Origin of the sequence: Marinomonas gallaica, assembly GCF_049821165.1 — a bacterium.
Taxonomy (GTDB): domain Bacteria; phylum Pseudomonadota; class Gammaproteobacteria; order Pseudomonadales; family Marinomonadaceae; genus Marinomonas; species Marinomonas gallaica.
In genome coordinates, this window is the sequence record NZ_CP187511.1 from 1575156 (window position 1) to 1599298 (window position 24143).

26 protein-coding genes are annotated in these 24143 nt (G+C 45.6%); 20 read left to right on the forward strand and 6 right to left on the reverse strand.

What is annotated here, in order from left to right; all coding sequences use genetic code 11:
* Position 1: 1 nt before the first annotated feature.
* Positions 2-754 carry a uroporphyrinogen-III synthase gene (locus ACPUEK_RS07390; RefSeq protein WP_425642804.1) on the reverse strand — a complete coding sequence of 251 codons (753 nt, stop codon included), beginning with the start codon at positions 752-754 and terminating at the stop codon, positions 2-4.
* A gap of 29 nt (positions 755-783) precedes the next feature.
* Entirely contained in the window at positions 784-1710 is a 927-nt protein-coding gene (gene hemC / locus ACPUEK_RS07395) for a hydroxymethylbilane synthase (RefSeq protein ID WP_417504663.1), read from the reverse strand.
* Between the two features lie 157 nt (positions 1711-1867).
* On the opposite strand from hemC, the gene argH reads away from it, so the two are divergent.
* Positions 1868-3268 (forward strand): argininosuccinate lyase, encoded by a 1401-nt coding sequence (argH, locus tag ACPUEK_RS07400; RefSeq protein WP_067102094.1) that lies wholly within the window; start codon positions 1868-1870, stop codon positions 3266-3268.
* Between the two features lie 53 nt (positions 3269-3321).
* Here the strand turns inward: argH and ACPUEK_RS07405 are convergent, their stop codons facing one another.
* Complete coding sequence (locus ACPUEK_RS07405; protein WP_425642805.1) at positions 3322-4080, reverse strand: hypothetical protein; 759 nt, start codon at positions 4078-4080, stop codon at positions 3322-3324.
* Positions 4081-4261: 181 nt separating this feature from the next.
* Between ACPUEK_RS07405 and lptM the strand changes: the two genes are divergently transcribed.
* The 6 genes from lptM (at position 4262) to trxA (ending at position 8318) form a co-directional block, all read left to right on the forward strand.
* Positions 4262-4399 (forward strand): LPS translocon maturation chaperone LptM, encoded by a 138-nt coding sequence (lptM, locus tag ACPUEK_RS07410; protein ID WP_425642806.1) that lies wholly within the window; start codon positions 4262-4264, stop codon positions 4397-4399.
* 9 nt (positions 4400-4408) lie between these two features.
* Complete coding sequence (gene lysA / locus ACPUEK_RS07415; RefSeq protein WP_425642807.1) at positions 4409-5662, forward strand: diaminopimelate decarboxylase; 1254 nt, start codon at positions 4409-4411, stop codon at positions 5660-5662.
* Between the two features lie 10 nt (positions 5663-5672).
* A complete protein-coding gene (dapF, locus tag ACPUEK_RS07420) occupies positions 5673-6503 on the forward strand; it encodes a diaminopimelate epimerase (RefSeq protein WP_425642808.1) in 831 nt (276 codons plus the stop codon).
* A gap of 10 nt (positions 6504-6513) precedes the next feature.
* A complete protein-coding gene (locus ACPUEK_RS07425; protein ID WP_425642809.1) occupies positions 6514-7182 on the forward strand; it encodes a DUF484 family protein in 669 nt (222 codons plus the stop codon).
* Entirely contained in the window at positions 7179-7892 is a 714-nt protein-coding gene (locus ACPUEK_RS07430) for an HAD family hydrolase (RefSeq protein ID WP_425642810.1), read from the forward strand. Before ACPUEK_RS07425 ends, ACPUEK_RS07430 begins: the two co-directional genes overlap by 4 nt.
* 99 nt (positions 7893-7991) lie before the next feature.
* On the forward strand, positions 7992-8318 hold the full coding sequence (gene trxA, locus ACPUEK_RS07435; RefSeq protein ID WP_067223636.1) for a thioredoxin TrxA: 327 nt from the start codon (positions 7992-7994) through the stop codon (positions 8316-8318).
* A 79-nt stretch (positions 8319-8397) separates the two neighbouring features.
* On the opposite strand, the gene ACPUEK_RS07440 is transcribed toward trxA, so the two are convergent.
* On the reverse strand, positions 8398-9651 hold the full coding sequence (locus ACPUEK_RS07440) for a peptidoglycan DD-metalloendopeptidase family protein (RefSeq protein ID WP_425642811.1): 1254 nt from the start codon (positions 9649-9651) through the stop codon (positions 8398-8400).
* 171 nt (positions 9652-9822) lie between these two features.
* Between ACPUEK_RS07440 and tyrS the strand changes: the two genes are divergently transcribed.
* Entirely contained in the window at positions 9823-11127 is a 1305-nt protein-coding gene (gene tyrS, locus ACPUEK_RS07445) for a tyrosine--tRNA ligase (RefSeq protein WP_067030545.1), read from the forward strand.
* 60 nt (positions 11128-11187) lie between these two features.
* Positions 11188-12429, forward strand: coding sequence for a tRNA lysidine(34) synthetase TilS (gene tilS / locus ACPUEK_RS07450; protein ID WP_425642812.1), 1242 nt, complete (start codon positions 11188-11190; stop codon positions 12427-12429).
* A 53-nt stretch (positions 12430-12482) separates the two neighbouring features.
* On the opposite strand, the gene ACPUEK_RS07455 is transcribed toward tilS, so the two are convergent.
* Both ACPUEK_RS07455 and ACPUEK_RS07460 read right to left on the reverse strand, forming a co-directional pair.
* Positions 12483-13721: an outer membrane protein transport protein gene (locus ACPUEK_RS07455; protein WP_425642813.1), complete on the reverse strand. Its 1239-nt coding sequence runs from the start codon at positions 13719-13721 to the stop codon at positions 12483-12485.
* A 139-nt stretch (positions 13722-13860) separates the two neighbouring features.
* Complete coding sequence (locus ACPUEK_RS07460; protein ID WP_425642814.1) at positions 13861-14562, reverse strand: hypothetical protein; 702 nt, start codon at positions 14560-14562, stop codon at positions 13861-13863.
* A 55-nt stretch (positions 14563-14617) separates the two neighbouring features.
* On the opposite strand from ACPUEK_RS07460, the gene ACPUEK_RS07465 reads away from it, so the two are divergent.
* The 11 genes from ACPUEK_RS07465 (at position 14618) to ACPUEK_RS07515 (ending at position 24132) form a co-directional block, all read left to right on the forward strand.
* Positions 14618-14914 (forward strand): DUF6482 family protein, encoded by a 297-nt coding sequence (locus tag ACPUEK_RS07465; RefSeq protein WP_067030536.1) that lies wholly within the window; start codon positions 14618-14620, stop codon positions 14912-14914.
* Positions 14915-14998: 84 nt separating this feature from the next.
* A complete protein-coding gene (locus tag ACPUEK_RS07470) occupies positions 14999-15967 on the forward strand; it encodes a PDR/VanB family oxidoreductase (RefSeq protein WP_244502920.1) in 969 nt (322 codons plus the stop codon).
* 182 nt (positions 15968-16149) lie between these two features.
* Positions 16150-17784: a CTP synthase gene (locus tag ACPUEK_RS07475; protein ID WP_067223498.1), complete on the forward strand. Its 1635-nt coding sequence runs from the start codon at positions 16150-16152 to the stop codon at positions 17782-17784.
* A gap of 51 nt (positions 17785-17835) precedes the next feature.
* Complete coding sequence (eno, locus tag ACPUEK_RS07480) at positions 17836-19131, forward strand: phosphopyruvate hydratase (protein WP_067223501.1); 1296 nt, start codon at positions 17836-17838, stop codon at positions 19129-19131.
* A gap of 111 nt (positions 19132-19242) precedes the next feature.
* The gene (locus ACPUEK_RS07485) at positions 19243-19521 is read left to right on the forward strand and encodes a septum formation initiator family protein (RefSeq protein WP_231872648.1); all 279 of its coding nucleotides are present in this window, start codon (positions 19243-19245) and stop codon (positions 19519-19521) included.
* On the forward strand, positions 19521-20219 hold the full coding sequence (ispD, locus tag ACPUEK_RS07490; protein WP_067030527.1) for a 2-C-methyl-D-erythritol 4-phosphate cytidylyltransferase: 699 nt from the start codon (positions 19521-19523) through the stop codon (positions 20217-20219). Before ACPUEK_RS07485 ends, ispD begins: the two co-directional genes overlap by 1 nt.
* A 10-nt stretch (positions 20220-20229) precedes the next feature.
* Positions 20230-20718, forward strand: a complete 489-nt coding sequence (gene ispF, locus ACPUEK_RS07495; RefSeq protein WP_425642815.1) for a 2-C-methyl-D-erythritol 2,4-cyclodiphosphate synthase — start codon at positions 20230-20232, stop codon at positions 20716-20718.
* Positions 20715-21809, forward strand: coding sequence for a tRNA pseudouridine(13) synthase TruD (gene truD / locus ACPUEK_RS07500; protein WP_425642816.1), 1095 nt, complete (start codon positions 20715-20717; stop codon positions 21807-21809). The genes ispF and truD overlap by 4 nt, the downstream gene beginning before the upstream one ends.
* Entirely contained in the window at positions 21787-22533 is a 747-nt protein-coding gene (surE, locus tag ACPUEK_RS07505) for a 5'/3'-nucleotidase SurE (RefSeq protein ID WP_425642817.1), read from the forward strand. Before truD ends, surE begins: the two co-directional genes overlap by 23 nt.
* Entirely contained in the window at positions 22530-23192 is a 663-nt protein-coding gene (locus tag ACPUEK_RS07510) for a protein-L-isoaspartate(D-aspartate) O-methyltransferase (RefSeq protein WP_425642818.1), read from the forward strand. Before surE ends, ACPUEK_RS07510 begins: the two co-directional genes overlap by 4 nt.
* Complete coding sequence (locus ACPUEK_RS07515) at positions 23185-24132, forward strand: DUF368 domain-containing protein (protein ID WP_425642819.1); 948 nt, start codon at positions 23185-23187, stop codon at positions 24130-24132. Before ACPUEK_RS07510 ends, ACPUEK_RS07515 begins: the two co-directional genes overlap by 8 nt.
* The last annotated feature ends 11 nt before the right edge of the window (positions 24133-24143 follow it).

A 24143-nucleotide genomic window follows, 5' to 3' on the forward strand; every position in this document is an offset into this window, starting at 1 on the left:
GTTATCGTCCTAAATGCTGCTGTGTGGCTGAGATTAAACGTTGATCGTCAGCGCCATGTGCACAGATTACCTGATTCCAGTGAAGGGACTTTGCTTGTTGCGCCACTCTTTCACTTGGAACAAATAAGACAGTGTCTTTGAGGTTTGGGGCAAATTGCTCAACGTAAGTTGTCAGATTAGCCACACTTTCTCCACTAGTCGCCCATATTACGTCAGGATGATCTAAGAATAAAAAAGTTTGTGCTGTATATTGTGGCATATGTCGCTTATAGAGTTCTAAATGGTCGACAATTGCTCCTCGTTCTTCTAACGCTTTTGCCAAATCCGGTCGACCGCCGCAACCTCTAACAATCAGCACTTTTTCACCGCGCATTTTGACGGGCTTCAGCCAATCCAGCATGGTTTCAGTGTTGTTGCCTGGGTTACTTAATGCGGGGATGTGTAATTCTTGCAATGTTTGCGTGGTTCCTTGTCCAATCCCCAGCCAGTTAATGTTAACGGGTAGCATTGGCCAGCACTCGTCGATTAATTCCGACCCTATTCGCGCCGCATTTTTGCTAACAAAAATGACGAAGCGATACAGATCTAAATTATAGAGTTGAGTGCGCAGTGCTGCGCGGGCGGTGGGGTCCGTTGTTTCCTGTATTTCTAGCATTGGAAGTGATATAGGGGAGGTGCCAAGCGCAGTAAGTGCTTGGCAGGTCAAAGCGTTCTCGGGCTCAGGTCGAGTAACTAATACTTTTAAGCCTTGCATGGTGGGTAATTCCCCAATTAGGTTGCGAATTAGTCTTGGTAGACTTCATCCAAAAGCGCCTGAGCGCCTTTCGCAAGCAGTTCATCGGCTAGCTGGACACCTAATGATTCGGCGTGTTCTTTGGCGCCGCGAATTTCACTGCGTACCATGCGTTTACCATCGGTGCTGCCGACTAAAGCGCGTACATAAAGCTCCTCGCCTTCAAATACGGCGAAACAGGCAATCGGAGCTTGGCAGCCACCGTTCAGACGCTTGTTTACAGCACGCTCAGCGGTTACACGGTAGGCCGTTTCTTGGTGTTGTAAGGGAGTCAGTAAGTTGATCAGCTCTTCGTCGTTGGTGCGGCACTCTATCCCCATTGCACCTTGACCACCCGCAGGCAAAGAAAATGTGTCACGGATACGCGTTTTGATACGGTCAGCCATTTCCAAGCGGACTAGGCCTGCTGTAGCCAAAATAATGGCATCGTATTCGCCATCGTCCAGTTTACGTAGACGAGTATTGACATTGCCACGCAGGTTTTTGATTTCGATATCAGGACGGTGCATTTGCAGTTGGCTCGCGCGGCGCAAGCTAGAGGTGCCGACGATTGCGCCTTCTGGTAGATCGTCGATGCTGTCGTAAGTGTTGGAGACAAACGCATCGGTTGGGTCTTCACGTTCACAAATAACGCTTAGACCTAGGCCTTCAGGAAATTCCATTGGCACGTCTTTCATGGAGTGTACCGCGATGTCTGCTTCACCATCGAGAAGGGCTTTTTCTAGTTCTTTAACGAATAAACCTTTACCGCCAATTTTTGAGAGCGGTGAGTCAAGGATCTGGTCGCCTTTAGTGGTCATGCCCATCAGTTCGACATTGATCTCAGGGTAGAGAGCCTCCAAAGAAGCTTTTACGTTGTTTGCTTGCCAAAGGGCCAATTGGCTTTCACGGGTTGCAATGACGATTTTATTTCTCACATTCTCTCCTAGAGTCGACATCGAGTACGAAAATAACGATAAAATTTCGCTATATCATACTCGCTTGCCCTTTGGCCGTCATCCCGCAGCCCTTTATAAAGGGCGCGTCATCAGGTAATCTTGCCGCAACATTGATCTCAGACTGGGAAATGAATAAATGACTGATACAAACAAAACCACTAACCAGCAATGGGGTGGTCGCTTCTCTGAACCTGTTGACGCGTTTGTCGCTCGTTTTACCGCATCGGTTGAGTTTGACCAGCGTATGGCAGGACAAGACATTCGTGGCTCGATTGCACATGCAACGATGTTGGCAAAAGTCGGTGTGTTAACAGAGGCTGAACGCGACCAAATTATCCAAGGCTTAACGGAAATTGAGCAAGAGATTGCTCGTGGTGAGTTTGAGTGGTCTATAGAATTAGAAGATGTTCATATGAACATCGAAGCACGTTTGACGCAGAAAATCGGTATCACGGGTAAAAAATTGCACACAGGGCGTTCGCGTAACGACCAAGTAGCGACGGATATTCGACTGTACATGCGCGACGAAATTGATTTCTTGTTGGAAGAAGTAACGCGTTTGCAACAAGGTATTTTGTCTCTTGCCGAGCGTAACACAGACACTATTATGCCAGGTTTTACGCATTTACAAACGGCTCAGCCAGTGACGTTTGGTCATCACTTGATGGCATGGTACGAGATGGCTCAGCGTGATTACGAGCGTCTACTGGACTGCCGTAAACGCGTTAATATCTTACCGCTAGGTGCTGCCGCTTTGGCTGGGACGACTTACCCCATAGACCGCTTCATGACAGCAGATCTGTTAGGTTTTGAGCGTCCTACTTACAACTCTTTGGACTCGGTTAGTGATCGTGACTTTGCGATTGAATTCACGGCTGCAGCATCGATTACTATGATGCATTTGTCTCGTTGGGCTGAAGAATTGGTTATGTGGGCCTCGGCTCAGTTTAACTTTATTTTCCTTCCTGATCGCTTCTGTACTGGCTCATCTATCATGCCGCAGAAGAAAAACCCAGATGTACCTGAGCTTGTGCGTGGTAAAACGGGTCGTGTTTATGGCCACCTAATGGGTCTATTAACATTGATGAAATCCCAGTGTTTGGCGTACAACAAAGATAACCAAGAAGACAAAGAGCCGTTATTTGATACAGTAGATACGTTACGTGGTTCACTGCGTGCGTTTGCAGATATGATTCCAGCGATCGAAGCGCGTAACGAGCATATGTATGAAGCGGCGCGTCGTGGATTCAGTACTGCAACGGACCTTGCTGACTACCTAGTACGTAAAGGTGTGGCGTTCCGTGATGCTCACGAAATCGTCGGTAAAGCGGTTGGGTTTGGTGTGCAAGAAAGTCGTGATTTATCTGAAATGACGCTAGTCGAGCTACAAGGTTTTGGCGACATGATTGAACAGGATGTGTTCGAAGTATTAACGCTTGAAGGTTCAGTGGCGGCACGTGATCACATTGGAGGCACAGCGCCAGCTCAGGTGAAATCTGCGATTGAACGTGCTAAGGCAGAATTAGCGCAGCGTTAATCACACGATGTTTCTCCGGAATACTCTCAAAACCCCGCATTATACGGGGTTTTTTAATCTCTACCGAATGGAAGTTCTTGGAAAGTATCTGAGCGTAATAGATCTGTTGTGATATTCAGCTCAAATCTAAACGTGTCCTTTTGTCCTGAACAGCCAGATAGAACCACTTGCCATTCTTCATTACTGCCTGGCTCCGGTAGTTTCCAACATATTCCCTTTATATTGACGTAGCGTGTTCCGTCCGCGTCTTCTGTAATAGGGTATTTCTGCTCTTCCACAATTCCTTTTTCGTATTCCTTTTGCGCTTGCTTTGCTCGGCCCAGCGCTTGTCTGAATTTCGGCGAAAATGCATCTTTAGATGGGTTTAATACCGGTTTTTTGGAAGTAACGGCACCAATATCTAGCAAGCTTTTGGCTTTCCAGTCAGAACTGGAGGTGACCGCTTCGGTCGCATCGACAATGTCACTTAATGTGAAACGAGGTTGCGGCGTTGGCACTGGTGCGCGAGTAGCCTCTGTTATTGCTGTAACTGGCACTTTGAGTGCTTCAGCCTGTGAAGGTGGTTCGGTGATTTGACTTAGTTTTATTGGGGCTTGTTTGATTGTAGTTGGTTCAGGTTCAGGTTCAGGTTCAGGTTCAGGTTCACGAGCGAGCTGCGCTGACTCCTCAGCGGCTAATATCGAAACTTGTAAATGCGTTGGCTCTGGCGTTTGAGCGCCCCAGTGACGATCTTTAAACCCTACGAATAGAGCGGCATGCAGACCTAGTGCTGCAAGCAAAGCAACCACCCATGGTTTAAGCAAGCGTTTCATTCGAGCATCCGTATCTTGATTCTAATTCTTTTGCGTACAAGGCCGTGCGCATCAAGCGCTCACTATAGCAAATCACATGGCTTTAAACAGGCAAACCGCGTAAAGTTTTTCAATCAAAATAGTGAGTGGGGGTGGGAATAAAACAGGGGATCAGTATACTGTCAACAAATTGTATTAATGGATGGTTGTCACTGTGTCTAAGCCTATTTTTTTGTTGCTCGTGACCTTAGTTTTATCGGGTTGTGGAAATAAAGGTGCCTTATATTTACCGCAGCAATCTTTGCCAGCGGACGCTGTGTCTACTTCCTCCGATCATTGAGGTGCTCCCTTGGATTTTTTTAATTACTCTGGTCAACAGCTTCACGCTGAAGATGTTTCATTAACGGATATCGCAAATCAATACGGTACACCAACTTACGTATATTCGCGTGCCACGTTCGAGCGACATTACAAAGCTTATGCGGATGCCTTTGCGTCACACCCAACGTTGATTTGCTATGCCGTGAAAGCGTGTTCGAATATTGCAATTTTGAATGTGCTGGCGCGTCTTGGTTCAGGTTTTGATATTGTCTCCATCGGCGAGCTAGAACGCGTTTTGCGTGCAGGCGGCGATCCGAGCAAAGTGATGTTCTCTGGTGTGGCGAAGCAAGCGCATGAAATGCGTCGTGCATTAGAAGTTGGCATTCACTGTTTTAACGTTGAGTCTGAGTCAGAACTTTATCGCCTAAACACTGTGGCGGGCGAAATGGGGGTTGTGGCGCCAGTTTCATTGCGCGTAAACCCTGATGTAGATGCTAAAACACATCCTTACATTTCAACGGGCTTGAAAGACAATAAATTTGGTATTGATATTCAAGATGCCGTACGTATTTACAGCGTGGCACATTCGTTAGAGAACCTAAATGTGATGGGGGTAGATTGTCACATTGGTTCTCAGCTAACTGAGCTTCAGCCATTTATGGACACATTTGATCGCTTGATTGGTCTGATTGATCAGTTAGCTGAACAAGGTATTACCATTAAACATCTTGATTTAGGTGGTGGTTTAGGGGTGCGTTACCGTGATGAAGTGCCACCAGAGCCGAAAGATTACGCTGATCAATTACTGTCCAAGGTAAAAGGTCGTGATCTGTCACTGGCTTTTGAACCAGGGCGTTCAATTGCTGCGAACGCCGGCATTATGATGATGAAAGTTGAGTTTCTAAAATGCACCGCGCATAAAAACTTTGCCATTGTCGACGGTGCGATGAACGATATGATTCGCCCCTCTCTTTATGGCGCTTGGATGGACATCGTCCCAGTTAATTTAGAGGCAACACCTGAAGGCAAACGCACCTATGATTTAGTGGGTCCGATTTGTGAAACGAGTGATTTCCTAGGCAAAGATCGTGAGTTAGACATTCAGCCGGGTGATCTACTAGCACTTCGCTCAGCCGGAGCTTATGGTTTCACAATGGCTTCTAATTACAACAGTCGTGGTCGCGCTGCGGAAGTGATGGTTGATGGTGATAAAACGTATTTAATCCGTGAGCGTGAAGACATTGATCACCAGTTAGCCGGTGAGCAACTGTTGCCTGCTTAAGGAGCGTAACGTGTTACTAAAATTTACTAAGATGCATGGCCTCGGTAATGACTTCGTCGTTGTCGATGCCGTGTCTCGAAAAGTGTATTTCAACAAGGCGCAGATCGAGCGTCTTGGTGATCGTAACCGTGGCATAGGTTTTGATCAGCTTTTGGTTGTTGAGCCTCCCTCCAACCCGGATATGGACTTTCGCTACCGTATTTATAATTGTGACGGTTCGGAAGTTGAGCATTGTGGCAATGGTGCTCGTTGCTTTGCTAAGTTTGTACTGGATCGCGAGTTGACTCATAAACGTGTCATTGATGTAGAAACAAAGCGTGGTCAGATGCAGTTGAAAATCCAAGAGGATGGTCAAGTCTGTGTGGACATGGGAGAGCCTAGTTTCATACCTGCTGACCTTCCTTTTGTAGCAGACGAATTGGCTGACGTTTATGCGATTGATGTGGCAGGCGAACGTTTCGATTTAACGCCTGTGTCAGTGGGCAACCCCCATGCCGTGATTCGCGTAGAAGCATTAACGGATGAAATTGTGCATCGCGTAGGTCCGATTGTTGAAGCTCATGAGCGTTTTCCGAACAATGTAAATGTTGGCTTTTTACAGGTCTTATCATCCGATGAAGTTAACTTGCGCGTATACGAACGCGGAGTAGGCGAAACACAAGCGTGCGGAACCGGCGCGTGTGCCGCCGTTGTGGCCGGGATTAAGCAAGGCTGGCTGGCTGCTAATGTGTTAGTGCATTTGCCTGGTGGTGATTTGCGTATTTCTTGGCAAGGACCGGGTCATTCTATTGCAATGACTGGACCTGCACAAAAAGTATTTGAAGGCCAAATTTACCTGTAAGAGAGGATTCATGTCGGAAGAGGACGTTGTTCAATACCTACAAAATACGCCAGATTTTTTCGAGCGAAATCCTGCGTTATTAGAGGAGTTGACCATTCCTCATCCTGTTCATGGTGGCGCGATCTCGTTACTGGAGCGCCAGGTTTCGTTATTGCGTAAATCGACCGCCGAATACCGTAGTGAATTTGAGCGCTTGGTAAGCATTGCGCGTGAAAACGAAGCCATCATGAAAAAAAGCCGTCGGCTGATCTTAAAATGTCTAAGTGGTGACTCGCTTGATGATTTCGCTGGAGTTGTCGAAGAGGTGATGCGCGAAGACTTCGCGGTCAACTATATGTCGATGGTGCTGTTTACCGAACAACCATTAGATACGTCGGTTCGTATGGCCAGTTGGGAATCCGCCGAGCCTATTATTAAAGAAATGTTGGCACAGTCAGGCTGCTACTGCGGCGTACTGTCGGTTGCTGAGTCTGAGTTTTTATTTCAGTCGCAAAGTGACTCGGTGATGTCTTCGGCCATCATGCCTTTAGTGTCATTTGAAGGTGGGCAAGTGGTCTATCATGGCGTATTGGCGCTTGGTTCTAATCGATTGAACCATTTCGATAAAGAGAAGGGCTCCTTGTTTTTAGATTACCTTTCTGACCTATTGAGTGCGCTGCTATTAAGGCTATTACCATGAAAACGTTGATATCATTTGATTTAGACAACACCCTTTGGGATGTCGATCCAACACTCATCCGTGCAGAGCATGCGATGGAGAAATGGTTTGATGGCAACTTTCCAGGATTTGCTGAGCGTTTTTATACGCCTACAATGGATCCTGTTAAGTACGAGATTTATGAGCTTTACCCAGAAATTAAACACGATGTGACAAAAGTGCGTTTAGCGCAATATCGTTTGGCATTGCAGCGCTATGGCTTGCCTGCTGAAGAAGCTGAGCAACGCGCAGAACAAGCCTTCAATGTGTTTTATGATTGGCGTCAGCGTATTGACTTGTATCCAGATGTCCATTCAACGTTAACTAAGCTCGCAGAGCGGTACGAACTGGCCGCCTTAACCAATGGTAATGCCGATGTGTACCATCCTCATATCGCGTTAGAGCATTATTTTAGTACGGTTATTCGTGCAGACAAAGAGGGGATTGCGAAACCAGATCCTGAGATTTTTGCACGTCTATCGGAACGTACTGATACACCAATGGATCGCATTATCCATGTGGGCGATCACCCTGTTGACGATGTTCAAGGCGCGGTGAATGCAGGGGCGCGTGCGGTGTGGTTTAACCGCCACGGGGCGCGCCGTTGGAAGGCTGAATGGAGTGTGGTACCGGATGCGGAAGTGCATTCTCTACCAGAGTTGATTACGCTAATTGAGAACATGACCTTATAGCATTTTGCTATCGTTCTAGTTAAGTATTCTGATTTTGCCGTGACGTGAATAGTGTTACACTTACACCATAAATGAATAATCGAATTTAAGGAATTTGCGATGAGCGAAAATATTATCAACGTAACTGATGCTCAGTTTGAAGAAGAAGTTCTAAAATCTGACTTGCCTGTTATTGTGGACTTTTGGGCGCCATGGTGTGGACCTTGTAAAATGATTGCGCCAGTTCTTGAAGACGTTTCAGCAGAATACGCTGGTCGTGTGAAAGTGGTTAAAATCAACGTTGACGAAAACACAGAAACAGCGCCTAAATACAATGTACGTGGTATTCCAACACTACTTGTTATCAAGGGTGGCGAAGTTGCTGCAACGAAAGTGGGTGCAGTTTCTAAGTCTCAGCTTGTAGAGTTTGTAGAAAGCGCTCTTTAATCAGAGAGAAAACGCTAACTGCTAAAAAGGTCGCTTACGCGGCCTTTTTTGTGTCTAACTTTTTATAAAATGCAGTGTATCAATTTTTACGCGATAGCCTTGCAAGATAACTGGCCATGTCTTGTGAGCGAGAGCGCTTTAGTCTCTCCATTAATGTCTGCGCATAAGGTAAAAAAGCCATCAATTCGGATTTGCTCATAGGGCTATCATAAGGAATGTCGACGGTTTCGGGGTTTTGATGCGTACCATTAATGCGGAATTCATAATGCAGATGGGGGCCTGTTGCCCAGCCAGTTTGGCCTACATACGCGATAGTCTCCCCTTGAGCCACTTGTCTGCCCGCTATTACGTGATCTGCGAAGTCATTTAAATGCGCGTATAGGGTGGTGTAGCCGGCACCGTGATCAATAATGACCGTATTGCCATAGCCTTTCATTTCCCCCACAAATGCCACACTACCATCCCCTGAACTTTGTACTGGCGTGCCGGTCGCTGCGGCGTAATCCACTCCTTGATGTGGTCGGCTGGTTTTAAAAATAGGGTGCAGTCGATGGGGGTTAAACTGTGAGGATACGCGAGTGAAGTCGACAGGTGAGCGGATGAACGCTTTACGTAAAGATAAACCGTCGCGAGTAAAGTAGTCTGTTTGTTGTTCGAGCTGATAGCGCAGTGCTTCAAAAACACGGCCATTATTAATAAATTGGGCAGCGATAATATTGCCTGTGCCAATTTTTTCGCCATCAATAAAGCGCTCTTCAAACAATAAGGCAAAGCGGTCGCCTTGACGTATGTCGAGGGCAAAATCGATGTCCCAACGAAAGATGCCGGTGATTTGCAGCAATAACTTATCTGAAATACCTGCCGTTGCACCGTCTACAAACAATGAGTTTTGAATGGTGACTTCTTTGTAAGCGAGTACTGTCTCAATCGGTGTGAGTTGCTCCTTGTAGCGATAACCACTGTCGACTTGTTTAAAGACGTGAGCGCGTTCACGGTTCACTGAAAGAGTGAGATTTTTCAAATCATTACTGGGAACCAAAATGTCGGTGGTGAGTTTTTGTCCAGGTTGAAGGTTGCTAAGTACATTGCTTTCATCTACTTGCAGCAGCTGGGCAATTTGACGATTACTGACGCCAAGTCGGTTCAGGGTGCGTGACAGTGAATCACCGTTTTGTAGCAACACAGTTTTAGACTCAAGTGTTTGTGGTATCGGCTTGATATGTTCTGGCGAAGGAACGTCTGCTTTAGCGGGAATCGGCCCCGCACTTGTCCGAACAGTACTCTGCTTAGATGTATTTGTTATAGGCTCTGAGGAGCCGTCCCATAGTAGCAAACCACCCCCTATGAGCAGTAAAACTAAGGATGTCCAGAAAAGTCCCTTAGATAGCAATAATTTGTCCAATATTGAGTTCCAATTTTAAGCATAAAGCCATGTAATCCTATCAACTAAGTGGCTATAATTGAACGCTAATTATTTTCACTACACTAGGATTTGGATCTAACAATGACACAACAAAACCTCGACCTATTAGCTGATTTACAAGCTCGTGGGCTTATCGCTCAAATGACAGCTGAAGAAGAGCTGCGCGCTCATTTGTCATCCGGTCGTCGTACTTTGTATTGTGGCTTTGATCCAACGGCAGACAGCCTACACCTTGGCCACTTAGTACCTTTGTTGGTACTGAAACGCTGTCAAGATGCGGGACATAACCCAATTGCGCTTGTTGGCGGTGCCACTGGTATGATTGGTGACCCAAGCTTTAAAGCCGCAGAGCGTTCATTAAATACGTCTGATATCGTGGCAAGTTGGGCTGATAAAATTAAAGGCCAGGTAAGTCAGTTTGTTGCGTTCGAGGGCGTTGATAACCCTGCCCGCGTGGTAAACAACCTAGATTGGACTGGCAATATGAATGTGATCGATTTCTTGCGCGAAATTGGTAAGCATTTCTCTGTCAATGCCATGATTAACAAAGAGTCTGTTCAGCAACGTTTAAACCGCGAAGGTGCCGGGATTTCTTTTACCGAGTTTTCATACGCATTGTTGCAAGGCATGGACTTCGCAGAATTGAACCGCTTATACGATTGTACGCTTCAGGTAGGCGGTAGCGATCAGTGGGGTAATATCGTTGGGGGGATTGACCTGTCTCGTCGTCAAAATCAATCGCAAACATTTGGTTTAACAGTTCCCTTGGTAACGAAATCAGATGGTACTAAATTTGGTAAAACAGAGTCTGGTGCGGTTTGGTTAGATCCTAAGAAGACCAGCCAATACTCGTTCTATCAATTCTGGTTGGGTACAGCTGACGCGGATGTATACAAATTCTTGAAGTACTTCACGTTCATGTCAATCGAAGACATTGATGCGATTGAAAAGGCCGATCAAGAAAATGGCGGTAAGCCGCAAGCACAAGCAGTACTAGCGCGCGAGGCAACTCGTTTAGTGCATGGTGAGGAAGGCTTGGCAGCCGCCGAGCGTATTACGCAAGCGTTGTTCAGTGGTGAAACGGACAAGCTAAGCGAACAAGACCTTGAGCAAATTCAATTGGATGGTTTGCCAAGCAGTTCTTTAGAAGGTATCAATTTAGCGGAAACGCCAATGACCTCACTGCTTGCGGATGCCGGTTTAGCAGCAAGCGGCAAACAAGTAAAAGATGCTCTGCAGCGTAATTCTGTATTTGTAAATGGTGTAGCAAAAGGCATGGATGACAACATGTCTGCAGCGGATATCTTTACCGCGCAGAACGGTTACTACGGTAAGTACTTCCTAGTGAAATTAGGTAAGAAGAAACACCACTTGTTTGCTCTATAAGCATGATAAATGGTTCATACTAAAGGCGCTTCGGCGCCTTTTCTGTTTGTTAGGTAAAGCATGATTGTATTATCGACAGAAACATTGCATAGATTGTTAGGGGAGCAAGGAAAGATCTATATTGCTTACAGCGGCGGTATGGATTCCCATGTTTTGCTTCACTGTGTAATGACGCAGCTTTCTTCTGATTTACGATCACGTGTGTCTGCCATTCATATTCATCATGGTTTGAGTGACAATGCAGATGCTTGGGCGCTGCATTGTCAGACGATATGTGATGGTTATCAGATTCCGTTGTTCAATGAGCGGGTCACACTTGATACTCACCAATCACTTGAAGAGCAAGCTCGGCGTAAGCGTTATGAGGTGTTTGAGCGCTACTTAGAGAATGGTGATGTACTGCTGCAAGGTCATCATGCGAACGATCAAGCAGAGACGCTGCTCTTTCGTTTAGAGCGAGGCACTGGCTGGCGGGGCATTCAGGGTATTCCTGCCCAGCGTCCACTCGGTTTAGGTCAACTTTGGCGTCCGTTGTTAACGATCTCGCGACAAGCATTAACGGAATATGCTCAACAGCAATCACTTCATTGGATTGAAGATGAATCGAATGCTGACGTGCGGTTTCGACGAAACTTTCTTCGTCATCAGGTAATCGAACCTTGGGAAGAAAACGATGGGGCTCTTATGGCGCAAGTGGCTAAAAGTGCCGAATTTATGCAGTCAGAAGGACGTGTTATTGAGCGCTTAATCAGAACCACTCTCCAGGCACATATTAATGAAACTGGAGGGCTGAATTTAGCCTCTTTGCCGATTGATGAAAGAGCCTTTTGGTTGTCGGGTTACCTTAAAGAACAGAATATTTCGCTCACGCAAGCTCAGTTATCTGCTGTTGTTGCTATGTTTTATGGCGCTCAAAGTAAGCAGCCTTTGTTTCAAACTTCAGGATATCGACTGGTGCGTTATAACGAGCATTTGCATGTATTGCCTGAAGAGCGTTTGCCTGTACTGGGTGCGCTCAAAAAATGCGTTTGGTTTGAACGAGAGTTTGATCGTATTCGCTGCAGTGAAGCTGTAGAGCTTAAATCTCGTCCAGAAGGGGAGCGTTTATTACTGGCAAATGGCAAGCATCGTTCACTTAAAAAATGGCTACAAGATCAAAGAATTCCAATCTGGTGGCGCGACCATCTACCTTATATTTATCAAACTGATACGTTGGTTGCGATTGGAGATCTTTGGCAGCACCCTGAAGCTGTTTTAACCGTAGAGTGGCAAAGAAATGAGTGTCTATGTTGGCCTAACTGAAAGGCCCAGAGAATAGTCTGGGCCTTTGGGAGTTTAAAAATTACCGGCTAACGCTAGAAAGAGCGGCTGTATTGTAAACCTAGCAATAAGGCATCAGCGTGTGTCGTACCTTGGATGCTGGATAGCTGAGTGCTTTCTTGCACGTTTGTGTCTTCACCTATGAGATAGGTCGCACCAAAGTCGATGCTGCTGGTTTGGCTTGGGCGGTAGGTAAAGCCAGCAGATAACCATTGGCGATCGGAATCAGGAACAGAAAGCGAACGCATATCGGCTTGAGCGCTGGTATCGTACATATAGCCTGCGCGCAACTCCCAAGCGTCATCCATGTAATAAGTACCACCAATGGAGTAATGCCACGCATCTTGCCATTGGTAGTTGTTGATTAGACCGGCTTGTTTGGCTTCCAGTACATCAAATTCAGACCAGCGAATAAATTGCACACTGTAGTGAACCGCGTATTCTGGTGCCAAGCGGTGATAACCTGAAAATTCAGCAATATCAGGTAAGGGCATGACCACTGTGTCCGACTGCTTTGTTGGCGTGGCGCCAAAACGATATACTTCACCGTCTGCATCAATATCTGGACTGTAATGGTAGTCTAAGCCAAAGCGATTATTGTCATCGACCTCAAATAATAACCCAAGATTGTATCCCACAGCCCAACCATCGGCTTCAATTTCCAAAAGACTATTAGTGTTGAATTGGCTTGCCACAACAGGATTAGCTGGTCGGATAAATGTGCCATCGCCGTACACCGCATCAATTCCTGCGCCTACAGCAAGCTGTTTGTTAACGCGGTAAGAACCAACCAGTCCAAGGTTGATACTTTTGACGTCGGTTTTTCCACCGTACTCGTATCCTTGGTAGTCTTTATTAAATTCGGTTTTTGTACCGAAATTTGAATAAGCATTGAAACCCCAAGCGAATTTGTCGTCGACCGGTCGGATATAATGAAAATTTGGTGCGATTGACGTGTCGCCAATACCGTCAGTGCTTGCGCTAGTATTGCTTGCCGTTAGATTATTGGTGTAGGTAGCATCTTTTGCTTCAATATCAGTTGTAATGCTTTCAATACCAATAGACATCGCTGGCGAATCGAACAACGCCATGCCGGCAGGGTTTCTTGAAATGATGCTTGCGTTATCACCAATGACAGCGTCACCTGCATAAGCCCGGCCTAGACCCGTCGCAGATTGGGCGTTGAGTTGGAATCCTGCCGCGTGCAATTGAAGGGCAGATAACGCAAATGCAGAAGCAATCAGCGTTTTCTTATATGGGAAAGACGAGGTCATAAATGGTTTCCTTTTTGTTATAATTTGGTTGGCTATGAACCCTGACGTACAACGCCATTTATTAGAGCGTCCATAAAACATAGCGCCATAACCAAAGAGTTTCCATGTAATTTTGTTGCGATATTAATGGCAAAATCGTTCAAATAATATGCAGTACATGATCGGCATGTTGTTGGCTTAGATCGGCGATTTGAGCATTGAGAGCATCGTTGATTAGAATCCTATGTTTTGCTTCTTCTGCACTGATCCCCCACGCTTTTTGATGTCTGAGGGCTAATTGAGCCATAGCATGCTCTAGCTCTAAATGAATGAACCAACGAAAATCGAGAAATTCTGACGCTTTTTCAAAGCCATCTTGTTGGTGCAACACATACAAACCTTCCACAATCAGTATCTTGACATCAGGGGCGATTATTACATCGTTGAATACGGGGTCACCGTAAGCATGATCGAAACTTGGCCAGCTAAGAGGCTTTGAAGGGTGCTGTTTGAAATGGCGTAAATGTTCTACAAAACTCTCACTGTCAAACGTCCAAGGCGCCCCTCGTCGTGCAAACGCAGCTTCTGGATCAGTCATAGCGCTAAGTTGCGCTTTACTTAAGTGAAAACCATCCATGCTGACACTGGCTACTTGATTAGGGTATTGCAGATTGATTCGATTGCAGATGTATTCGGCTAACGTTGACTTTCCAGAGCCAGGAATGCCACCAATGCCAATGATAACTCTGCTTTTAAGAGTGGGTAAGAGCTTGTGTATTTTCGCTAAAGCATCTTGGTAAATAGAGTTATGGTCGAGTTTTTTTAATAAGTCTGATGGGATCATGATAGAGACAGGTAACATCCAATTTCGAATAGTTTGCGTAGAAGATTAGGTATCCTAGAAGGAGAGTAGCGAAATGACCTTATCCGAGCTAGCAAAAATAACTGAAATTGAAAAAGTCTGTATTCATTCACTGGAGTCTAACTTATATCAGCTGTCTATTATTTCAGAAGGAGAAGAACACTATATTACCGATCAAAAAGGTGTGTTTGTGACCAGTCATAACAAACTTGACCTGCAGAAAATCTTTACCAATAAGCAGGTTGAGAAGATGGTTTTGTGTCACCAAAGTGCTTACGATGAAATGGTGGGGCAACCTGTGGGTGGCACCAATATTCTTGAAGTGCCGTTGGGAGACCCGTTCAAACAATAAATACATCTCTGCAACAGTGTATTTCTTCTTTCGAAAGTCTCTTCTATATTAAGGGTAATTATTGATTGTATTTGAGGAGGGTGGGTGAAAGCTATTATGCTGGACTTAGTTGTGAGTCACATTCTCAAAGAAACGGAAGATGTGATCCGCTTAACCTTAGTTAAACAAGATGGTGGTACATTACCCTCTTATCAAGCGGGAGCACACATCGAGTTGCAATTGCCTAGTGGTTTATTGAGGCAGTATTCGTTGTGTCGTTTACCGACAACGGGTAAAGAATTTGAAGTAGCCGTGTTGCGTGATCCAAATTCACGTGGTGGCTCTGCTGAAATCCATCGTCTGAAACAAGGCGATAAGCTTAAGGCGAAGCTACCTCAAAACCACTTTCCTCTTAATAGCCCTCGACTCCCTGCTTTGCTAATGGCCGCTGGCATTGGTGTGACGCCTCTCATGCCGATGGCGCAAATGTTGTCTAAATCAGGTACGGAGTTTTTGCTTCATTATTCCGCTAAAAGTGCGCATCATGCGGCATTCTACGGCACACTCAAAAACGCTTCTTTCTCGGATAAAGTGAAATTTCATTTCACCATCGAGCAAGGTAAACGAGCTGATATCCAAGCTTTGCTCGCGTCGTTGCCGGATAAACGTGATATCTATGTTTGTGGCCCAAATGGTTATATTCGAACGGTACTTGATCTTGCGCGAAGCTTAGGCTGGCCGGAAGCAAAGTTGCATCATGAGTTCTTCAAAGGGGTTGCTTCTCCTGAGATGGACAGCGCCCCACGGGAGACTTTTCAAGTAAAAGTGGCCAGTTCGGGGGAAGTGTTTGATGTTGAAGAGGGGCTAAGTATCACGCAGACGTTAGAAATAAACGGCATCGATATTCCTATCTCGTGTGAAGAAGGTTGGTGTGGAACCTGTATGACTCGGGTTGTAGAAGGCGTGCCGGATCACCGAGATACTTTCTTGTCAAATGATGAGCGTGCTTCAAGTAATTTGATCATGCCATGTTGTTCTCGATCCCGTAGTGACTGTCTTGTATTAGATATCTAGATTGACTGAGTGACGAAGATTTTACTCGATTCACACGTTTCGTTTATAAAAGACGCAAAACTTGTCAGCTTTTACGTTGAGTGAAAGAGGGGCTGGTGCTATTATTTGCTCCCGTCATAAAGGTGCTTTTTAAGTGCCTTTTCTCATTTCGATCTCACACATTTAAGGCGGGCTTAACACTCATGGCGACACGATATATTTTCGTCACAGGCGGCGTGGTTTCATCACTTGGTAAAGGGTTAGCGTCGGCTTCATTGGCAGCGATCCTAGAATCCCGTGGTCTGAAAGTCACCATGCTAAAACTGGATCCATACATTAACGTTGACCCAGGCACGATGAGCCCATTCCAGCACGGTGAAGTTTTCGTGACTGAAGACGGTGCTGAGACAGACCTAGATTTGGGTCATTATGAGCGTTTCATCTCAACGAAGATGAACAAACGCAACAACTTCACATCTGGCCGCGTTTACCAGCACGTTCTGCAAAAAGAGCGTCGTGGTGATTACTTGGGCGGCACTGTTCAAGTGATTCCTCACATTACTGATGAAATCAAACGTCGTGTCATTGCTGGCGCTGAAGGCGCAGACATCGCTTTGGTCGAAATTGGTGGTACGGTCGGTGATATTGAATCACAGCCTTTCTTAGAGGCAATTCGTCAGCTAAAAGTTGAACTAGGCTCTCACCGAGCATTGTTCATGCATTTGACGTTGGTCCCTTACATTCGTACAGCAGGTGAAACGAAAACCAAGCCGACTCAGCACTCTGTTAAAGAGATGCGCTCGATTGGTATTCAACCTGATGTGCTGGTATGTCGTTCGGAAGTTTCGATTGATATAGCAGATCGTAAGAAAATTGCATTGTTCACTAACGTGGACGAGCGTGCGGTTATTTCTCTACCTGATGCAGATACAATTTATCGTATCCCTCAAATGTTGGCCGACCAAGGTCTTGATAGCCTGATTGTTCAGCGCTTTAATCTAGACTGCAACATTGCCGATTTAGAAATCTGGAATAAGGTTGCGCAAGCGAAACTTAACCCAGAGAAGCAAGTGAACATCGCCATGGTAGGTAAATACATGGAGTTGTTGGATGCTTACAAATCGTTAATTGAAGCAATGGATCATGCGGGCATTCATGCACGTACGAAAGTGAAATTGCATTACATCGATTCTGAAAAAATTGAAGAAGAAGGCACCTCTGTTCTAGAAGGTATGGACGCGATTCTCGTACCTGGTGGCTTTGGTGAGCGTGGCGTGGAAGGTAAGATTCGTACGGCACAATACGCCCGTGAGAACAAAATTCCGTACTTGGGTATCTGTTTAGGTATGCAAGTAGCGGTTATTGAATTTGCGCGTAACGTCGCAAATTTAAAAGGTGCGCACAGCACCGAGTTTAATCTTAAGACAGAGAACCCAGTGGTTGGCTTAATCACTGAATGGGTTAATTCTGAAGGCTCTAAAGAAATTCGGTCAGAGCAATCCGACCTAGGTGGAACGATGCGTTTAGGTGCGCAAAACTGTAACTTGGTAGAGGGTACGAAAGCACATACAGCGTACGGCGAGCCAGTGATCAGTGAGCGTCATCGTCATCGTTATGAAGTAAATAATTACTACGTGCCAGCATTGAAAGAAGCGGGCCTGACCATTTCAGGCTTGTCAGCTGACAATTCACTAGTAGAAATGGTGGAAATTGCCGATCATCCTTGGTTTGTTGCATGTCAATTCCATCCTGAATTTACGTCTACGCCTCGATACGGACATGGCCTATTCAGTGCATTTGTGCATGCAGCATTGAAGAATGCAGGAAAAGAAAAGTAGTTTTAGCAGACAGATGTTTGTGAATTTATCATCTACAAAAAGGGGTTTGTTATGAGTCAAATCGTTGACATCAAGGCCAGAGAAGTTCTGGATTCACGTGGTAACCCAACTGTGGAAGCTGACGTAATCCTTGCCGATGGCTCGTTTGGTACAGCGTGTGCACCTTCTGGTGCCTCAACCGGTTCTCGTGAAGCGTTGGAACTGCGTGATGGTGATAAAAGCCGTTACTTGGGTAAAGGCGTACTGAAAGCGGTTGCAGCGGTAAACGGTCCAATCCGTGAAGCGCTAATTGGCCAAGATGCGACAGCACAAGCTGAGCTAGATAAGGTCATGATTGATCTTGATGGAACTGAGAACAAATCTCAATTCGGTGCGAACGCAATCCTAGCGGTTTCTTTGGCCGCAGCGAAAGCCGCAGCAGTCTCTAAGAAAGTGCCTTTGTACGTACACATAGCTGATATCAACGGTACACCGGGTGTTTATTCTATGCCTGTGCCAATGATGAACATCATCAACGGTGGTGAGCACGCGGATAACAACGTTGATATCCAAGAGTTTATGATTCAGCCTGTCGGTGCACCTAATTTCCGTGAAGCACTGCGTTACGGTGCGGAAATTTTCCACGCCTTGAAGAAAGTGCTAAGCGAACGTGGCCTAAGCACAGCGGTAGGTGATGAAGGTGGCTTTGCTCCAGACCTTGCTTCTAATGCAGAAGCATTGGCAGTGATCAAAGAGGCGGTTGCTGCTGCAGGTTACGAGTTAGGTAAAGACATTACCTTGGCGATGGACTGTGCTGCATCTGAATTCTTTGAAGATGGTAAGTACAACATGAAAGGTGAAGGTAAAGTGTTCTCTTCAGAAGAGTTCTCTGATTACCTAGCTGGACTGTGTAATGAATACCCAATCGTATCGATCGAAGACGGCCAAGACGAATCTGACTGGGACGGTTTTGCTTATCAGACTAAGATTCTTGGCGACAAGATTCAATTAGTCGGTGACGACTTGTTTGTAACCAACACTAAAATTCTGAAACGCGGTATTGATGAAGGCATTGCGAACTCTATCCTGATCAAATTTAACCAAATTGGTTCTTTGACGGAGACACTAGAGGCAATCAAAATGGCGAAAGAAGCCGGTTACACGGCTGTGATTTCGCACCGCTCAGGTGAAACAGAAGACGCGACGATTGCTGATTTAGCCGTAGGCACCGCGGCTGGCCAAATTAAAACTGGCTCACTATGTCGTTCTGACCGAGTGTCTAAGTACAATCAATTGTTACGCATTGAAGAACAGCTAGGTGGTAAAGCACCTTATAAAGGTCGTTCTGAGATCAAAGGCCAAGCGTAAAGTTTGGTCTGATTTTAAAAGGGAGAACATTCGTTCTCCCTTTTTTATGTTTTTTTCTCCCATTTCGCGAAATAATGGGCACTCCTTTGTCCAGAGTCTGAATCTTCCAACATGATGTTGCGTATTTTTATTGCCATATTTCTAAGCGTGTCTGCTTATTTCTTTTACCAAAGCTATTGGGGAGAGCAGGGCATAAAACGCGAAGAAGAGCTGGCCAAGCAGATTGAGTATCAAGAACAGATTAATAAGCGTCTGAAAGTGCGTAATGATGCCTTACGTGCCCAAATAAGTGATTTGCGTCGTGGCGGCGATGCGATCGAAGAACACGTTCGGACAGAACTTCAATATATCAAAGACGGCGAAGTCTTTTATCGAATAGTAGAAAAGTAATGACACAGTATTGGGTAATTATTCCAGCCGCAGGGGTTGGTAAACGCATGGCAAGTGCGCAACCAAAGCAATATCTAATGCTTAATGATAAAACTATCCTAGATACGACGATTTCTCGTTTTATTGGGCACCCTAATGTAGCTGGGGTCGTTGTTGGTGTCAGTCCAGACGATGAGTATTGGCCAGATTCAGAGTGGTCGACGCATCCTCAAGTGGTTCGTTTTGACGGTGGTGAAGAGCGATCGGATACGGTATTAAATGGCCTGCAAGTGTTATTGGCCCTTGGTGTTTCTGAAACTGATTCCGTATTAGTACACGATGCGGTACGTCCGTTACTCTCGCAATCGGCTCTGACACGTATTGTGTCGCATACGGGTGAGCAAGGTGCGTTATTGGCTATCCCTTGTAAAGACACATTGAAACTAGCAAACGATCAATGCGCGACTGCAACGGTTGACCGCAGTGTTATATGGCAGGCTCAAACACCCCAAAAATTCCCACTGATGGCATTGTATGAAGGCATTGCTAGCGCGACAGAAGAAGGTATCGCGATTACTGATGAAAGCTCGGCAATGGAGCTATTAGATTGGCAACCGGATTTGATCGAAGGTGAGTCGAGCAATTTAAAGATTACGGTGCCAGATGATTTAGTAATCGCTCAAGCGCTTATTAGTATTCACAGTTCCGAGTTACAGTAAGGAGATTTTTATGGTGCCATTTCGAATTGGCCATGGCTTTGACGTTCATAAGTTCGGCGAAGGCGATCACATCGTAATCGGAGGGGTAACCATTCCTTATGAAAAAGGGCTGGTAGCTCATTCCGATGGTGATGTGGCTTTGCATGCTTTGACGGATGCTTTATTAGGCGCAGCAGCTCTGGGTGATATTGGTAAACACTTTCCGGATACGGATGCCGAATTTGCAGGCGCAAACAGTCGTGGTTTATTGCGTCAAGTGTTTTCTGAGATCAGAAAGCTTGGCTGGTTAGTTGGAAATGTTGATGTCACCATCATTGCTCAAGCTCCCCAAATGCGTCCTCATATCGATGCTATGCGTACTAACATTGCTGCAGATCTTGCGATCGATATGTCTGCAACAAATGTAAAAGCGACGACGACCGAGAAACTAGGTTTTACGGGTCGTAAAGAAGGCATCGCTGTGGAAGCGGTTGCGCTACTGTATCGAGATAATACATGAACACACAATGGCACTATGCATGGACGGAACCGCAAGCCCGTGCAGACCTAAAAACGCAGGTCAGTGACTTCTTGGTAGAAGAAATCTTAGGATTTGAGCCAGAAGGGAAAGGCGAGTTTGTTTATCTATGGGTAGAGAAGCAAGGCGTTAATACAGATTTCCTAGCTAAGCGCTTGGCGCAGGCCGCTGATATTTCACCGAGCCGTGTTACCTATGCCGGAGTTAAAGACCGACATGCCTGTACACGTCAATGGTTTTGCTTGCATATCATTGGTCAAGCACCAGATTTGAGTGATATTGAGCAGGTCTTTCGTGAGCCGGAAACGGTGAGAGTGCTAATGCAAACGCGCCATAGTAAAAAGTTGCGTACCGGGGGGTTGCTAGGGAATCGCTTTAGTTTGCGTTTGCGTAATATTCAAGGCGATCTAAATGAGGTAAAGCAGCGTTTAAGTCTCATTGAGCGTCATGGTGTGCCGAATTATTATGGTGAACAGCGTTTTGGTATTGATGGCAATAACTTAGTGAATGGCTACAAGTTTGTGATGCCAGGACGTTATGGTACACATAAGCTCAATAAAACACAGTCGTTTTGGTTATCAGCCATCCGATCATGGTTTTTTAATGAAGCCTTATCTCAGTTTGTCGTAGATGGCAGTTGGGATGTGATAAAAACAGGCGATATTGCTCAACCAAGAGATGGCTCTCAATCGTTTCGAGTCAAAGAGTTAAGTTTAGATACATTGTATCGAACCCGTTTGGGTGACATTTCGCCGGTGTTGCCATTGATTAGTGATGGCTGGCCTATGGGCACGAATTCTGAACGAGCGGAAGCCATGGCGATCCTTTACGCTGAGCAAAGCGAACTATTAAAAGGGCTAATTAGCTTTGATTTCTCTCGTGACAGTCGTGCGACTCGAATTGTACCGAAAGACATGGCCTGGGAATTGCTAAATGCTACCGATGAAGCGGAGCAATTGGTGATTCAATTTGAGCTGCCTAAGGGAGCTTTTGCGACCAGCGTGTTGCGTGAGTTGTTTATTATTAACGATCGATCCCAAGAAAAACGTCATGAGATTATTACTAGCGAATGATGACGGATTGGATGCTAAAGGCATTCAAACGTTAGCCAATTACTTACAGAAAGATTTCCAATGTACCCTAGTGGCACCTGATCGTGATCGCAGTGGTGCAAGTAACTCTTTAACATTGACGCGCCCTTTGCGCCCTACGTTGGTTCGCGAGGGCCAATACAAAGTTGATGGTACGCCAACCGATTGTGTTAATTTAGCATTGTCTGAAGTGATTGATGGGCGCTTTGATGCCGTGGTTTCTGGTATTAATCACGGCCCTAATTTAGGGGACGACGTGATTTACTCGGGTACCGTTGCCGCAGCGATGGAAGCGCGTCATTTGGGGCGGCCAGCAATTGCCGTTTCTTTGGTGGGGAATCGTTATTTTGATACCGCGGCAAAATGGGTGAGTAAGTTGTTGCAGGACTCCCATACGCTAGCGTTGCCGCCTAAAGTGCTGCTGAATATTAATATTCCGGACCTACCGTTTGCTGAAATTAAAGGCATTAAAGTGACGCGTTTAGGGTATCGTCATCAAGCGCTTCCAGCGATTCCAGCTAACCATCCAAAAGGTCTTGAGTGCTACTGGATTGGGGCATTAGCCGAACCCAATGATGCTCAAGAGGGAACCGATTTTCATGCGGTTGCTAATGGCTATATTTCGATTACGCCGATGCATACAGACATGACCTGTCATTCGGCATTACATCAACTGAATCAATGGGTGAATGATATAGCACCATGAGCATTGCATTAGATGACCTTTTAAAACGCTCACAACCTCGCTGCAGTCAAATGCTAGAGCACTTGGTTCATGAGGGGGTTGATCATAAAGAATTGCTTGAACTGATGGCGATGTTGCCACGTCAGGAGTTTGTTGAGCCTGCTTTTTCGCATTTGGCATACAGTCCAACGGCGCTTCCTATCGGTCGTAGTCAAACTATCAGTCAACCGCTAACGGTGGCTCGAATGACGTTGTGGCTGCTCTCCTATGCACGATTAGGGCGCGTGCTTGAGGTTGGGACTGGTTCAGGGTATCAAACCTGTTTGTTAGCGCATTTCTTTAATAAAGTGCATACCATTGAACGTCAGAAGAGCCTGTATGTCCAAGCGCAAGAGCGCTTAAGAAATATGGGGATTAACAATGTTGAGTTTTTGCACGGTGATGGGCATTTAGGTTGGCCACAAAAAGTACAAATGGATGCCATCATCGTCACGGCAATGGCGAGTAAAGTCCCCTCAGCTCTGACAGATATGCTGAAAGAGGACGGTATTTTAATTATGCCTATTGCGGATGAGGTGCCTTCCATTGGATGTTGGCGCCGAGTAGGGGATAAGTGGAAGCGTTTAGAATCGGCTCCAGCTCAGTTTGTTCCATTATTAGAAGGAAAAGTGGATGCCTAAGTGGCTAAAAATTTATTTAAGCGGTGTGCTAATGGGCGCTGCAGATGTGGTGCCAGGTGTTTCTGGTGGCACGATGGCCTTTATTATCGGCATCTATAGTCGCTTGATTAGCGCACTAAGTGGTGTCAATCGTCAAAGCATTGCAATGCTTTGCAAAGGTGATATCAAGGGTTTATGGCAGCATTTTGATGGCGGTTTCTTATTAGCGCTTTTACTTGGCATCATTACGAGTATTTTTGGTCTCGCGAGCCTTATAACAACGTTATTACAAGATTATCCTGTTTGGTTATGGAGCTTCTTTTTTGGGCTAATTATCGCTTCTGCTTATGTTTTGATACATGAAATACCAACCTTTACTGTCAAACATGGCCTTATTGTGTTGATTGGTATAAGTGTCGGTAGCGGGCTTTCTTTGTTGGTGCCGACGCAAGTCAATACGAACTTAGTGATGGTGTTCTGTTCTGGCATGATTGCCATTTGCGCCATGATTTTACCTGGCATTTCCGGTAGCTTTATTTTATTAATGCTGGGAATGTACGGATTTATTATTACGTCAGTTAAAGACCTTAATTTTGTTGTGATCATTGTGTTCGCAACTGGCGCTGTATTGGGGTTGTTAAGTTTTTCGAAGTTATTGAATTGGCTACTAACCCATGCAAAGTCGGTCACCTTAGCGATGCTAACCGGTATTATGCTAGGTGCACTGGTGAAAGTGTGGCCTTGGAAAGAAGCGGTGTCTTTTATTGATGTGGGCAGTAAGCGTCTTCCTGCTCAGGAAGAATTGCTGTTGCCATGGAATATGGATAACTTTGTGCTAATCGATGGCTTGATCATTCCATTTGGCTTAATTTTACTCGGTGCGTTGTTCGTTCTGGGAACCCATTACATCTTCTTACAAAAAGCAAACGCGACTGTAACCAACCCCGATCTATGTAAGTAAAGTGAGTTTAA

What these genes read in the sequence shown, in the direction of transcription:
- ACPUEK_RS07425 (WP_425642809.1), top strand. Translation starts at nt 6,514, where the DNA reads ATGTCGGAAGAGGACGTTGTTCAATACCTACAAAATACGCCAGATTTT.
- tyrS (WP_067030545.1), top strand. Translation starts at nt 9,823, where the DNA reads ATGACACAACAAAACCTCGACCTATTAGCTGATTTACAAGCTCGTGGG.
- eno (WP_067223501.1), top strand. Translation starts at nt 17,836, where the DNA reads ATGAGTCAAATCGTTGACATCAAGGCCAGAGAAGTTCTGGATTCACGT.
- surE (WP_425642817.1), top strand. Translation starts at nt 21,787, where the DNA reads ATGAGATTATTACTAGCGAATGATGACGGATTGGATGCTAAAGGCATT.
- truD (WP_425642816.1), top strand. Translation starts at nt 20,715, where the DNA reads ATGAACACACAATGGCACTATGCATGGACGGAACCGCAAGCCCGTGCA.
- ACPUEK_RS07405 (WP_425642805.1), bottom strand. Translation starts at nt 4,080, where the DNA reads ATGAAACGCTTGCTTAAACCATGGGTGGTTGCTTTGCTTGCAGCACTA.
- ACPUEK_RS07510 (WP_425642818.1), top strand. Translation starts at nt 22,530, where the DNA reads ATGAGCATTGCATTAGATGACCTTTTAAAACGCTCACAACCTCGCTGC.
- ACPUEK_RS07475 (WP_067223498.1), top strand. Translation starts at nt 16,150, where the DNA reads ATGGCGACACGATATATTTTCGTCACAGGCGGCGTGGTTTCATCACTT.
- ACPUEK_RS07460 (WP_425642814.1), bottom strand. Translation starts at nt 14,562, where the DNA reads ATGTTACCTGTCTCTATCATGATCCCATCAGACTTATTAAAAAAACTC.
- tilS (WP_425642812.1), top strand. Translation starts at nt 11,188, where the DNA reads ATGATTGTATTATCGACAGAAACATTGCATAGATTGTTAGGGGAGCAA.
- ispD (WP_067030527.1), top strand. Translation starts at nt 19,521, where the DNA reads ATGACACAGTATTGGGTAATTATTCCAGCCGCAGGGGTTGGTAAACGC.
- ACPUEK_RS07485 (WP_231872648.1), top strand. Translation starts at nt 19,243, where the DNA reads ATGATGTTGCGTATTTTTATTGCCATATTTCTAAGCGTGTCTGCTTAT.
- argH (WP_067102094.1), top strand. Translation starts at nt 1,868, where the DNA reads ATGACTGATACAAACAAAACCACTAACCAGCAATGGGGTGGTCGCTTC.
- ACPUEK_RS07455 (WP_425642813.1), bottom strand. Translation starts at nt 13,721, where the DNA reads ATGACCTCGTCTTTCCCATATAAGAAAACGCTGATTGCTTCTGCATTT.
- ACPUEK_RS07515 (WP_425642819.1), top strand. Translation starts at nt 23,185, where the DNA reads ATGCCTAAGTGGCTAAAAATTTATTTAAGCGGTGTGCTAATGGGCGCT.
- ACPUEK_RS07390 (WP_425642804.1), bottom strand. Translation starts at nt 754, where the DNA reads ATGCAAGGCTTAAAAGTATTAGTTACTCGACCTGAGCCCGAGAACGCT.
- ACPUEK_RS07465 (WP_067030536.1), top strand. Translation starts at nt 14,618, where the DNA reads ATGACCTTATCCGAGCTAGCAAAAATAACTGAAATTGAAAAAGTCTGT.
- trxA (WP_067223636.1), top strand. Translation starts at nt 7,992, where the DNA reads ATGAGCGAAAATATTATCAACGTAACTGATGCTCAGTTTGAAGAAGAA.
- ispF (WP_425642815.1), top strand. Translation starts at nt 20,230, where the DNA reads ATGGTGCCATTTCGAATTGGCCATGGCTTTGACGTTCATAAGTTCGGC.
- ACPUEK_RS07430 (WP_425642810.1), top strand. Translation starts at nt 7,179, where the DNA reads ATGAAAACGTTGATATCATTTGATTTAGACAACACCCTTTGGGATGTC.
- lptM (WP_425642806.1), top strand. Translation starts at nt 4,262, where the DNA reads ATGGTTGTCACTGTGTCTAAGCCTATTTTTTTGTTGCTCGTGACCTTA.